The organism is Parasedimentitalea nitratireducens (genome assembly GCF_057444295.1).
The window spans coordinates 323641-336586 of the sequence record NZ_JBYAXC010000001.1 but is presented as its reverse complement, the minus strand read 5'-3'; the positions used below and the strand labels follow the sequence as shown (position 1 = coordinate 336586).

General features: G+C 54.2%; 11 protein-coding genes. 7 read left to right on the top strand and 4 right to left on the bottom strand.

The genetic code is table 11. The features are described from left to right. Positions 1–18: 18 nt before the first annotated feature. The gene (locus tag AC2T28_RS01700) at positions 19–1929 is read right to left on the bottom strand and encodes a 5'-nucleotidase C-terminal domain-containing protein (RefSeq protein ID WP_486747213.1); all 1911 of its coding nucleotides are present in this window, start codon (positions 1927–1929) and stop codon (positions 19–21) included. A 260-nt stretch (positions 1930–2189) separates the two neighbouring features. Between AC2T28_RS01700 and nudC the strand changes: the two genes are divergently transcribed. Together nudC and AC2T28_RS01690 are read left to right on the top strand one after the other, a co-directional pair. Beyond that, a complete protein-coding gene (gene nudC / locus AC2T28_RS01695; protein ID WP_486747212.1) occupies positions 2190–3173 on the top strand; it encodes an NAD(+) diphosphatase in 984 nt (327 codons plus the stop codon). 56 nt (positions 3174–3229) lie between these two features. Continuing rightward, positions 3230–3697 carry an SRPBCC family protein gene (locus AC2T28_RS01690; protein WP_486747211.1) on the top strand — a complete coding sequence of 156 codons (468 nt, stop codon included), beginning with the start codon at positions 3230–3232 and terminating at the stop codon, positions 3695–3697. An 88-nt stretch (positions 3698–3785) separates the two neighbouring features. Here the strand turns inward: AC2T28_RS01690 and AC2T28_RS01685 are convergent, their stop codons facing one another. Continuing rightward, the gene (locus tag AC2T28_RS01685; RefSeq protein ID WP_486747210.1) at positions 3786–4619 is read right to left on the bottom strand and encodes a prephenate dehydratase; all 834 of its coding nucleotides are present in this window, start codon (positions 4617–4619) and stop codon (positions 3786–3788) included. A gap of 119 nt (positions 4620–4738) precedes the next feature. Between AC2T28_RS01685 and AC2T28_RS01680 the strand changes: the two genes are divergently transcribed. Beyond that, positions 4739–5245: a c-type cytochrome gene (locus tag AC2T28_RS01680; RefSeq protein WP_486747209.1), complete on the top strand. Its 507-nt coding sequence runs from the start codon at positions 4739–4741 to the stop codon at positions 5243–5245. A gap of 66 nt (positions 5246–5311) precedes the next feature. On the opposite strand, the gene AC2T28_RS01675 is transcribed toward AC2T28_RS01680, so the two are convergent. Then, positions 5312–5563 (bottom strand): putative hemolysin, encoded by a 252-nt coding sequence (locus AC2T28_RS01675; protein ID WP_486747208.1) that lies wholly within the window; start codon positions 5561–5563, stop codon positions 5312–5314. A 210-nt stretch (positions 5564–5773) separates the two neighbouring features. Between AC2T28_RS01675 and AC2T28_RS01670 the strand changes: the two genes are divergently transcribed. Genes AC2T28_RS01670 through AC2T28_RS01655 form a run of 4 tightly spaced genes read left to right on the top strand, consistent with a single transcriptional unit; the run spans position 5774 to position 11472 of the window. Next, entirely contained in the window at positions 5774–7687 is a 1914-nt protein-coding gene (locus tag AC2T28_RS01670) for an extracellular solute-binding protein (protein ID WP_486747207.1), read from the top strand. Between the two features lie 9 nt (positions 7688–7696). After that, positions 7697–8785, top strand: a complete 1089-nt coding sequence (locus tag AC2T28_RS01665) for a microcin C ABC transporter permease YejB (protein ID WP_486747206.1) — start codon at positions 7697–7699, stop codon at positions 8783–8785. A 3-nt stretch (positions 8786–8788) separates the two neighbouring features. Next, complete coding sequence (locus tag AC2T28_RS01660; RefSeq protein ID WP_486747205.1) at positions 8789–9895, top strand: ABC transporter permease; 1107 nt, start codon at positions 8789–8791, stop codon at positions 9893–9895. Further along, entirely contained in the window at positions 9892–11472 is a 1581-nt protein-coding gene (locus AC2T28_RS01655; RefSeq protein WP_486747204.1) for an ABC transporter ATP-binding protein, read from the top strand. The genes AC2T28_RS01660 and AC2T28_RS01655 overlap by 4 nt, the downstream gene beginning before the upstream one ends. A gap of 77 nt (positions 11473–11549) precedes the next feature. Here the strand turns inward: AC2T28_RS01655 and hemN are convergent, their stop codons facing one another. Then, on the bottom strand, positions 11550–12905 hold the full coding sequence (hemN, locus tag AC2T28_RS01650; RefSeq protein ID WP_486747203.1) for an oxygen-independent coproporphyrinogen III oxidase: 1356 nt from the start codon (positions 12903–12905) through the stop codon (positions 11550–11552). Positions 12906–12946 lie beyond the last annotated feature (41 nt).

Here is a 12946-nt window from a genome sequence, read left to right as displayed (position 1 = left end):
GCGGTGCTTGATGTCGGGTCACAACGGAATCCGAAGCTTTAAGAAACCTTCAGCGGTGATTTGAGGCGGAGGCAAGTCCAAATGGTCGAGTTCATGTAAGTGAGGCCGGGCCGCTGGGCCAGTAAAGACAACAACGTCGGTTCCCGGATGTTTGGTAAAGCGCCATGGGGGCGGGGCTGCTGACATTGGGTCGATAGAATGCGTGCCGTTTAGGTAATCATAAATCACTTGCTGGATGGGTTGCTTGGGCAATGGCAGGTGTTCAGCCTGTTGAATCGCTGCAAAATTTCCACCTCCTCCAGCGCGGTGGCTGTTAAGAGCCACAACGAATTTTTGGTCAGGTGACAAGGGTAGACCGTTCCAATGCGCGTTGCATATGCGATGTGCTGATCTATTTACCAAGTGGCCCGCACCATCGAACCGGGCCGGGCGGGACAGGTCAATTTCATATTCGAGTCCATGCAGGACATCAAAGTTATGCCCGGCACGGTCAGAATCGACCAAAACAGTGTCACGTGTACCAAGCGTCACTTGGTTGAAGAGGCTTGCTGACATTTCCAGCCATTCCAAAACCTGTGCGCCCGACAGGATGGCAGCGCTAAGGCGATTGGGAAAGACATGCAGGTCGGCAACGTGGCGCCGGTATAAGGTTCCGGCAGGGACGTCCGTATAAGAATTTGGCCCAGCCCGAGCGCCGAATTTGCAGGGAGATACTGATGAAAGCAGGGGCAGTCCCTCGGCTGGACCGCCTCGTAGACGAGGGCGTAAAGCTGCGGCCTGTGCGCAGGCGACAAGTGCTAACGCCCGGTCCGGTGCAAAAAAGGTGAAAAAGGAGTGCAAAGATTGGGAGCTATGGCCAACGGGTTGCTGCATCCAAGTCAGGGTGGCCTGGTGGTCTCGGGTCAGAGCAGACACAAGGGGGGCATTCTCAGCAATCTGAGAGGCAAGTTGTCCATCCTGATTGCGGCTGGCGATCGGGCGCAAGCCACAGTCCCAGTTTTCAACCTTCCAGCCATCACCGTCATGACGAAGTTGAAGATCAATCACGCCTAGATGAGAACCCAATGCACCGGGCATCACCACAGGTTTGGAAAATGGAACACTGGGGTCGGGTAAATGTAAATGAGTATGGCCACCGACTAACGCGTCAATGTCCTGCAGCTCGGCCAGTTGGCGTAAGACGTTTTCTGTGTCCGATCCGTCTGCCTTTTGACTGACGCCAGAGTGAGCGAGGGCGATGACCACATCACACCCCTGCGCGCGCAAGGCAGCGCTAGTATCACGGGCCGTCTCTACCATATCAGCGATTTTCACCCGGCCTGCTAGGAGGTGAGCGTCCCATTGCAAGGTCTGCTCGGGCAGTACCGACAATAAGCCGATCTTGAGAGGTGGTGCGCTTGTTGCACCCGGAAGCTGACGTTCCAAGATGGAAGAGGAGACAAAGGGAAGGGGGGCTTCGGGATCTACGGCAGACATATTTGAGCAGATCACGGGGCAGGGGGCTTGGCTTAGTATACGGGCCAGCGTCTCGAGCCCGTAGTTGAAGTCATGGTTGCCAAGGCCAACAGCGTCATACTTCAAGACCTGAAATGCGCGCATCAAAGGGTGAACATCAGTGATGTTGGGTAAGTCACCCAGTGGGGTGCCTTGTAGACCATCTCCATTATCGACCAACAGTGTGGCAGCGCCCAGTTCAACGGCTTCCTTGCGCGCTTTTTCAATAAGCGTTGCGGTGCGCGACAGGCCAACGCGCGGGTTTGTTTTGTCAGCGTAGTAGTCATATCCAAGCAGATTCATGTGCAAATCAGTCGAGGCCAACACCCGTAAGGTGGCCCGCTGTTGCGGCACTGAGTTGCCCTGTTCTGTCAAAGTGCGGTGTTCGATGCGCTTGACGCCTGTGCTATTTGTACCGTCAGTTCTTGGCGGCATTCATGTACCTGTAGAAACCAGCGATCAGCGAGACTGCCTAGTCGCATTTACATACACGTTAAAATAAACTGTCAGCATCCTGCTGCCGGATCGTCTGATCCCGTGAGTGGCTTGGACATTGAACTTTATGTGTGGCAGTCCGTAGGCCAGCGTGCAAGGTGTGACGATTACAGTTGCGTAAAAAATGCACGATTTCGGTGATTTATGACCGGTAAACGCCCCCTTGTGTTGGATTTGGGGCAGATGGGTGAGGGATCAAGTTGAAGCGAGCAGAGCAAGTGACTTTTGGCGGCGGTGGGCTGGATCGCGCCGCGCATATCCGCAACAACGGCAGTGCTTTAGCTGCTGCATGGGCCGATCCTCGGGCATCGGTTCTGTTGGTATGGCAAGGGAAACCTCTGGCACGCTGTAGCGGCAACGGGCCGTCACCAGATGAACTGGCGATGATCAAAACAGCCCATAAGCTGGCAGAGGCGCGGAAAGGTCAGGCTATCTTCTTGGGGCTGATGCCGGATGGAGCGCCACAATTCGCCTGTGATATCAGCGATTGGCAGCCGGATGCGTTGGACCAAACGATGCTGGCCAGCTTTAACGATTCCAGTGAACAGCAACATCCGGACCTGCCTGTGGGGGACGTGTTTACTGAGTTGCGCCGGATGATGGCTTTTCTATCCCCGCTGGAAGCCGAACTTGCCGCTACGGCCAACGCAGTGATGTCTTGGCACAAGAGTCACATGTTCTGTGCGCGCTGTGGCGCGCCAAGCGATATGGTGCAGGCAGGCTGGCAGCGAACTTGTGGTGCCTGCAACACGTCTCACTTCCCGCGCACCGATCCGGTGGTGATCATGCTGATCACCCATGGTGAGTCCGTTTTGATGGGCCGCTCGCCGGGGTGGCCCGAAGGGATGTACTCTCTGCTGGCCGGTTTTGTTGAGCCAGGTGAAACGCTGGAGGCCGCGGTGCGCCGAGAAGTGTTTGAAGAGGCCGGAGTGCGGGTTGGCGAAGTGTCCTATCTATCCAGCCAGCCCTGGCCCTTCCCGATGTCACTTATGTTTGGCTGTGCGGGGGTAGCACTGGGGCGAGAACTGACCATTGATGAAACTGAAATTGAGGATGCGCTCTGGGTTAGCCGGGCCGATATGATGACAGTGTTTTCTGGCGAGCATCCAAGTATCAAGCCATCCAGAAAAGGTTCAATTGCACATTTCTTGTTGCAAAACTGGCTTGCAGATACACTGGATTGAAGAGAGTAATAGCGCATAATCAAAATACAGGCCGACAAGATCGAAGCGGGGAACATATGAAATTTGTAAGCAAAGAAGACATTGAAGCCCCAATTGCCGAGGTTTTTGCGGTTGTCAGTGAGTTCGAAAGCTTTGAGCGCTCGGCAATCCGGCGGGGGGTTGAGGTGAACCGTTTGGGAGATGTCGCAGCTCCCAACAATGGATTGGCCTGGGATGTGCAGTTCACGTTTCGGGGGAGGACGCGTGACATTCACTTGGTCTTGGCGGACTATGAGCCTGTAACCAGACTGCGCCTGTCCGCCGAGGGCGGGGGTATGGAAGGTGGTATGGAGGTTGAGCTGTTGGCGCTGTCGCCGCAGCGCACCCGAATGGTGGCTACGCTTGAGCTGAAACCACGCACTCTGTCAGGGCGGTTGCTTGTGCAGTCGCTGAAACTGGCCAAGTCAAAACTGACCAAGCGCTATAAGTTACGTGTGGCCGAGTTTGCAAAGCTAACTGAAGAACGACTGAGCCATACGGCTTGATTTAGTATAGGGTGCGTGCTTGCACGCAGCACTACGCAGAAGCCCTATGCGGTGCGTGCAAGCACGCACCCTACACATTCAGCTATCGTTAGAATCTGCCGTTATCGGCTGGAAACACCCCCAGAATTTCAATGTTAGTAGTGAAATAGGCCAATTCATCCATCGCAAGTTGCACGTTGGGGTCGTCGGGGTGGCCGTCAATATCAGCATAGAATTGAGTTGCAGTGAATGAACCGTCGACCATATAGCTTTCCAGCTTGGTCATGTTGACGCCATTGGTCGCAAAGCCACCCATCGCCTTGTAAAGGGCCGCCGGGATGTTTCGGACCTGGAACACAAAGCTGGTGATCATCCCATGTGCACCGCGGCGGGCCATGTTGATCTCGGGGGACATAATCACAAAGCGGGTGGTGTTGTTGCCCTCGTCTTCGATATGTCGCGACATGACATCCAGGCCGTAGATCTCACCTGCCAATTCACTGGCCAAGGCCGCGTGGTTCTTGTCACCGCGCTCGGCAACCTCGCGGGCGGCGCGGGCGTTGTCGGGGCTGACGCGACCGCGAATGCTATGTTCCTGCAAGAAGCCGGCACATTGCGGCAACAGCACCAGATGCGAGTGGGCTTCTTGGATGTCGTCCAATGTGGCGCCCGGCACAGTTAGCAGGTTGATGTGAACCCGCACAAAGGCCTCATCCACGATATGCAGCCCGCTGTGGGGCAAAAGACGGTGGATATCAGCCACCCGGCCGTAGGTTGAGTTCTCAACCGGCAACATGGCCTGTGACGCATTGCCGCTGCGCACGGCCTCAATAGCGTCCTCAAAGGTGCGGCACGGAAGTACCTCCATTCCTGGCCGTGCATTGCGGCAGGCCTCGTGGCTATAGGAGCCCAGCTCCCCCTGGATGGCAATTTTACCGGTCATTGGTGCGACTTCCGTGCAAAAGATCTCAAATTCAGCAACTCAAGGGGGTGTCTATACCTTGCCACTTTGAAGGGGAAGCCTTAGACAGCCTGCGAGATAGATGAAATGGACTCGCGATCATGTTTGACACGATGACCCTAACCAAAGCGACCGCAGCTCTTTGTGGCGCGCTCCTGGTTTTACTTTTGGGCAAATGGGCTGCAGAAGTAATTTATCACATGGATAGCCACGGTAAGGCTGCTTATGTGATCGAACTGGAAGAGGCAGGTGATGCAGAAGAAGTAGTAGAAGTTGACTTTGGAGAGTTGATGGCTGCTGCGGATATCGGCAAAGGTGCCAAAGTCTTCAACAAGTGCAAAGCCTGCCACAAGCTGGACGACGGCAACAATTCAACCGGCCCGTTCCTGTATGGCGTTGTTGGCCGACAAATCGCATCAGCTGATGGGTTTGGCTACTCGGGCGCCTTGTCAGGAATGTCTGACGGCACTTGGACTGCAGAAGAGCTGGATGCCTTCCTGGCCAGCCCTCGGAACTATGCCTCTGGCACTTCGATGAGCTTTTCTGGCTTGAAGAAGCAGAGCGACCGGGTGAACCTGATTGCTTATCTGGATAGCCTGGACGATTAATTCAAAATCGTTCTTGAATTTGAAGGCCGCTGCTTAGTGTAGCGGCCTTTTCTATTTCGGGGTGTATTATGCGGGGGCGTTGGCCTTGTAATAATCCCAAGCAACCACTTCACTACCATCAGGCAGAATGCAGATGCCAATCTGGCCGCCTTTGCCGTCACGAATGACGTGCTGGCCGCCTGTTTCCTCGCAATAAACGGCTGCAGGGTTGGCCAAAGCGACAGGCTCTTCTTCTTGTTGTGAGCAGGCGGCAACCCATCCAATCGAGCATACAGTTGTGATTGTCAGGCTGCGAGAAAGAGATTTGCGTAAAAACATAGTTCATTCTCCAAAATTCAATGTGTGGCCGAAAGTGGCATGGCGCACTATGTGATACAACAATGTTGCTGGTGGTCGGCGCTGATTTGCTGAATGCCGCATGTGCAAGCAAAGAAACACGGAATCGCAACTTGAATGTTACCACCCCCGAGCTTTAGCTTGGCGTAGACACACCAGATCGACATGATTTGGGAATGGGAGGACTGGCAGATGAATAAACCCCGCAGCGCCGTACGAGCTCGCGTGATTGATCAAACGGTGAAGCTTCGTGCTTTGTACGCGCTGGCAATGGGACTGATGTTGGCGCTTGGTATCGCTGCTTTGGCGCAGGCTGAGGAAAAGATCATCATCAGCCACGGGTTTTCGGAATTTGGCGATTTAAAGTACGCAGAGGGGTTTGCGCATTTCGACTATGTCAATCCAAATGCCCCACGTGGTGGCGAGCTGTCATATGGCACGCAAGGGACATTTGACAGTTTCAACCCGTACACGCGCAAAGGGCGTGGTGCTGCGCGGTCAACCGAGCATTTTGAATCTCTGCTGACACCATCGTATGACGAAGCAGCGTCCTATTATGGGCTGGTTGCAGAGAGTCTTGAATATCCGGAAAGCCAAGACTGGGTGATTTTTAATATGCGCCCCGAGGCGACATTTTCGGATGGCTCTCCTGTTACAGCTGATGATGTTGTGTTTTCGCACAATATTCTGCTGGACCAGGGCCTGAAATCTTATGCGGATGCAGTACGTAAACGTATCCCCAAGGCCGAAGCGCTGGGGCCGTACCGGGTAAAGTTCTATTTCTCCCCTGATTTTCCCAAACGAGCGATGATTAGCCAGGTTGGCGGCACGCCGATCTATTCGAAGGCTTGGTTCGAGGCGGATCCTGAGAACCGTCGACTGGACGAGCCACGCCTGGATCCCGGTATCGGATCAGGCCCTTATATGTTGGACAGCTATGACATCAACCGGCGTGTGGTCTACAAACGCAACCCGAACTATTGGGGGGACAAGATCAATGTGAACATTGGTCGCCATAACTATGACAGCATCCGCATTGAATATTTCACCGATTCCGTTGCCGCGATGGAGGGGTTCAAGTCCGGTGCTTTTACTCTGCGTCAGGAAGGCAACTCAAAAAACTGGGCCACAGCCTATGATTTTCCAGCGCTTGACGCAGGCAATGTCGTTAAGGCTGACTTCTTTGATGGGGACGTGCCGGGGGCCAGTGGCTTTGTTTTCAATCTCGACAGGCCGCAGTTTCAGGACGTTCAGGTGCGACAGGCTCTGCAGCTAGCCTATAATTTTGAGTGGACTAACGAGAGCCTGCAATACGGATTGTTCCAACAGCGCCACTCGTTCTGGCAGGGGAGCGACTTGCAAGCCACAGGGGTTCCCGAAGGACGGGAGTTGGAGGTGCTGCAGGGACTGGGCGATGCTTTGGATCCTGCAATCCTGACCAGCGAAGTTGTACGCGCGCATGAGTCCAGTCCTAAACGGCAGAATGACCGCCGTAATTTGAGAACAGCCATGAAGCTGCTGGATGCCGCGGGCTGGGCTGTCGGGGACGATGGCATTCGTCGAAATGCCGAGGGGCAGTCATTGAGAGTTGAGTTCCTGTCTGACCAGCCAACTCTGGACCGGATCATTCAACCCTATGTCGACAATCTCGTGGTGATGGGCGTTGACGCCAAATACAACCGAATTGACAACGCCCAGTTTACGTTGCTTCGTCGTGATCGCAATTTTGACATGATGGTGGCCGGATACCGCAACTCGTTGCAGCCCTCGACCGGTTTGTATCAGAAATTTGGGGAAGAAGCGGCGTCATATTCGCTTTTCAATCCAACAGGCGTGCATGGCCCTGATATCGAACCACTGATCAACAATATTGTTGAAGCCAAAACAACCGAAGAACTGCATGCCAACGTGCGTGCATTGGATCGGGTTTTGTTGTCAAAACGGATTATGATCCCGACCTGGTATCTGGGTAAATATTGGGTGGCCTATTGGGACATGTATTCCTTCCCCGAGAATCTGCCGCCTTACGCGCTTGGCTTTGATGATCTGTGGTGGATTGACGAAGATCGTGCCGCAGCGTTGGTCTCCTCAGGCGCATTAAGGTAACTACTTGTCATGGCTGCTTATATCCTCCGCCGTTTGCTACTGGTGATACCCACCCTGTTGGGGATCTTGGTGATTAACTTTGCGCTGGTACAATTTGTTCCGGGGGGGCCTGTCGAGCAGGCTATCGCCAAAATGCAAGGCGGTGGTGATGTGTTCGAAGGTTTTGCCGGTGGAGGCTCGGATGTGGAAGCCATGCGGGATGACAGCAGCAGTGATGGGTATATTGGAGCCCGTGGCCTGGATCCTGAGCTGATCAAGGATCTTGAAGAGCTATATGGCTTGGATAAGCCGCCGCTAGAGCGGTTCCTGCTGATGCTGGGGAACTATGCACGCTTTGACTTTGGCGAGAGCTATTTCCGCAAGATCAGTGTGTTGGACCTTGTACTAGAGAAGATGCCCGTGTCCATTTCACTTGGGCTGTGGTCAACACTCATAGCCTATTTGATTTCGATCCCGTTGGGAATCCGGAAGGCAATCCATGATGGCAGCCGATTTGATACCTGGACCAGTGCTGCAATTATTGCTGCCTACTCGATACCCGGCTTTTTGTTCGCCATCTTGTTGCTGGTGTTGTTTGCGGGGGGGTCGTATTGGCAAATCTTCCCATTGCGCGGATTAACCTCGGACAATTGGGAAAGCCTGAGTACGTTTGGCAAGATCGTAGATTACGCGTGGCATATTGCGCTGCCGGTGGCTGCTTCATCGACAGCGGCCTTTGCAACGTTGACCCTGCTGACCAAAAACTCGTTCCTGGATGAGATCAAGAAGCAATATGTAATCACCGCGCGGGCCAAGGGGCTAAGTGAAAACAAAGTGCTGTATGGCCACGTGTTCCGCAATGCGATGCTGATCGTGATAGCCGGTTTCCCGGCTGTTTTTGTCAGTGTGTTCTTTGGCGGGTCAATCATCATCGAAACCATCTTTTCGCTTGATGGGTTGGGGCGTTTGGGATTCGAGGCCGCCGTTGCCCGTGACTACCCGGTTATCTTTGGCACGTTGTTTGTCTTTGGCCTGCTAGGGCTGGTAGTGGGGATCATCTCGGACTTGATGTATGTGCTGGTCGATCCACGCATCGACTTTGAAAAGCGGGAGGGATAACAGATGGCGATATCTCCACTCAACCAACGCCGCTGGCGAAACTTCCGCCGTAATGGGCGCGCGTTCTGGTCATTGATCATCTTTTCTGTATTGTTTGGCCTGTCCTTGTTTGCAGAATTCATAGCCAACAATAAGCCGATCCTGGTTAGCTATCGCGGTGAAATCTACGCACCTGTGTTCAATTTCTATCCAGAAACCGCCTTTGGGGGGGACTTCCAAACCCAGGCGATCTATCGCGACCCCGAGGTCGAGTGCCTGATCCAATCCGGTGGTGTCGAGGACTGTTTTGATGATCCTGAGGGCATCATCGAACAAATCCAGGCAGGAGAGTATGAGGCCGAAGGATATGAAAAGGGTTGGACCCTGTGGCCGCTGATCCGGTATTCTTACAGCACGACCGTGGACCGCCCTGGCGCGGCGCCACTACCACCCAATTCGCAGAACTGGCTAGGTACGGATGATACCAAACGAGACGTTTTGGCGCGGGTGATCCATGGGTTCCGGCTGTCGATTGTTTTCACCCTGATCGTCACCAGTATTTCCAGCGTGATCGGCATCATTGCCGGCGCGGTCCAGGGGTATTTTGGTGGCTGGACGGATCTGGTTTTTCAGCGGATCATCGAGGTCTGGTCGGGGACGCCGCAACTCTATGTAATCATTATCTTGTTTGCCATTCTTGGCCGCAGTTTTTGGCTGCTTGTCGGGCTGATGATCTTGTTTGGGTGGATGGGGCTTGTGGGCGTGGTGCGTGCCGAGTTCTTGCGCGCCCGTAACCTTGAATATGTACGTGCTGCCAAGGCACTAGGGGTGAACAACGTGACAATCATGTTCCGCCACATGTTGCCCAATGCCATGGTTGCAACACTGACATTCATGCCGTTCATCATTACCGGTACGATTGGTACGCTGGCTGGACTGGATTTCTTGGGATTTGGTTTGCCAACGTCTGCACCTTCTTTGGGTGAGATGACTCTGCAGGCAAAACAAAACCTCGAGGCGCCTTGGCTGGCATTCACCGCCTTCTTTACCTTTGCCACCATGTTGTCACTGCTGGTCTTCATTTTCGAAGGCGTTCGCGATGCATTTGATCCTAGAAAGACCTTCTCATGAGCGCGCTTTTGCAAGTGAACACCCTACGGGTTTCCTTCCAACAGGACGGTAAAACCTCAGTGGCAGTCAAAGGTGTTTCGTTCACAGTTGACCGGGGTGAAACGGTTGCGCTTGTTGGCGAAAGCGGCTCGGGAAAATCCGTGACCGCACTGTCCACCGTGTCACTGTTGGGCGAGAGCGCATCAGTTGAGGGATCGGTTCTCTATGACGGTCAGGAAATGATCGGAGCGGATGCAGAACTGTTGATGGATGTCCGTGGCAATGACATCAGCTTTATTTTCCAGGAGCCGATGACCTCGCTGAACCCGCTGCACACGATTGAAAAACAACTGGCGGAATCGCTTGCCCTGCACCAGGGGTTGGCGGGCGCAGCGGCGCAGGAACGCATTCTGGAGCTGCTGAACAAGGTTGGGATCCGTGACGCCAAAGACCGGCTGGGGGCCTATCCGCACCAGCTCTCGGGCGGGCAACGGCAGCGGGTTATGATTGCTTTGGCTTTGGCCAATAAACCCGACATTCTAATCGCGGATGAACCAACCACGGCGCTGGATGTGACCATCCAGGCGCAGATCCTTGATCTGCTGGGTGAACTGAAGGCCAGCGAGGGCATGGGGCTATTGTTTATCACCCATGACTTGAACATCGTCCGCCGCATCGCCGACAAGGTCTGTGTGATGAAGGACGGCGAGATTGTGGAAGCTGGCCCCACCTCCGAGATTTTTGGCAATCCGCAGCACCCTTATACGCAGATGCTGCTGGCCGCCGAACCAGCTGGCCACCCAGAGCCGGTGCCATCAGATGCGCAAGAGCTGATCAAAACGGATAATCTCAAGGTGTGGTTCCCGATTCATCGTGGGTTTCTCAAGCGCACGGTTGGTCACGTCAAGGCGGTTAATCCGTCTTCTATTTCGGTTCGTGCAGGGGAAACTCTGGGTATTGTTGGCGAAAGCGGGTCTGGTAAGACCACAATGGCGCTGGCGATTATGCGGCTGATCGCCTCTGAAGGTGGGGTGAGCTTTCACGGTGATGACCTGCGCAAGTACTCGACTAAGGATCTGCGACAGTTGCGCAAGGATATGCAGATTGTGTTTCAGGATCCGTTTGGATCACTGTCACCTCGGATGACCTGTGCCCAAATCATTGCCGAGGGCATCGCGATCCACAAGATCGACCCTGACCGAGAGCCGCGTGATCTTGTGGCGGACATCATGACAGAGGTTGGCTTGGACCCGGTGGCGATGGACCGTTATCCACATGAATTTTCGGGCGGTCAGCGCCAGCGCATAGCCATTGCCCGCGCTATGGTGCTGCGGCCCAGACTGGTGGTTCTGGATGAACCAACATCGGCGCTGGATATGACTGTACAAGTGCAGATCGTCGATCTGTTGCGGGACCTGCAACGCCGCTATGGGTTGGCTTACCTGTTCATCTCACACGACCTGAATGTTGTGCGTGCGATGTCGCATCAGGTTGTGGTGATGAAACAAGGTGATCTGGTCGAAGGTGGTTCTGCCGAGGAGGTCTTTGCCAACCCTAAGCATGAGTATACCCGAACATTGCTGGCGGCGGCGGGATAGGTCAGATGGCTGAGGAATTTTCGAAAATTCCGAGCAATTTGCATCGAAGAATATTAGCGCTGGTTGCCGGGGATGGGTCAAATGGCTGAGGAATGCCCCGCTTTGCTAAGGTCATAGCCGTCAAAACTGCGGGCGATCATCCGAGTCAGCGGGCGGGCATTTTCAGGGATGAATAGCCCATCGGGCAGGATCCGCAGGATGTCCGGAAACGCTGCAGCCGCGTCGTTGTACATTTTGATCAGAGCCGTTGGGGTGATGTCAAAATTGGACAGGATTTCCTGCGTATCGATCCGGAAGTCACACATGAGCGCTTCGATCAGACGGGCGCGCAGCTTGTCCTCGCCATGGAACATATGACCGCGCGACGTAGAAAAGCCGCCTTCGCGGATGGCCTTGGTATGTACCGAGGTCGCCGGAGCATTTTGCGCATAGCCTTGCGGAAAACGCGAAATGGATGAGGCCCCAAGACCGATCAGTACTTCGGACTGATCATCAGTGTAGCCTTGGAAGTTACGCTTTAATGCCCCTGATTTCTGGGCTGTGGTCAAGCCATCAGCTTGGGTTGCGAAATGGTCAATACCGATTTCCGCATAGCTGTCCCACAAGAACAGTTTGCGGGCGGTTTCAAACAGGTCCAGTCGTTCTTGAGGGGTGGGCAGTGCCTCAGAAGGGATCATCTGCTGGCGTTTGGCCATCCAAGGGACATGCGCATAACCATACAGTGCAACCCGGTCAGGATTAAGCGACAGTAGTTTTTGAACACTTTCGGTCATGCGCTCCTGGGTCTGATGCGGAAGTCCAAACAGGATGTCGGCATTCAGACTGGTGATGCCTCGTGCGCGGATCATATCAATTGCGTCGCGGGTGATATCGAAACTTTGGATTCTGCCGATTGTTTTCTGGATTTCGTCATCGAAATCCTGAACTCCAATCGACGCGCGGTTCATACCCGCAGCAGCCAGTGCATCCAGTCGTGCTTCGTCGATCTCGTTGGGATCAATCTCAACCGAAAATTCGGCGTCCGGTGCAAATGGAGCGATGTCAGCGACGGCCTGAGCCAGTTGGGTCATCATGTCCGGCTGTAACAGAGTGGGAGTTCCGCCGCCCCAATGCAATCGGGACAGGGTCACACCTTCGGGCAGAACACGGCCCAGCATCGCGATTTCGGTCTTTAAAACTTCAAGATAGGCGCGAACCGGAGAATCACTTTGCGTGCCCTGCGTGCGGCAGGCGCAGAACCAGCACAACCTGCGACAGAAAGGCACATGTATGTAGAGTGAGATCGAGCTGTGCGGCTTGATCTTTGAAATCCAACTGGAAAACCCGTTTGGATCAACGTCATTGCTGAAGTGAGGCGAGGTCGGGTAGCTGGTGTACCGCGGCACTTTGGCATCGAATAAACCGAGCTTGGCCAATTGTGATTTCTGTGTCATCTGGCTAATCTATGCCAAGTCTAACAGGACTAACTTTGACC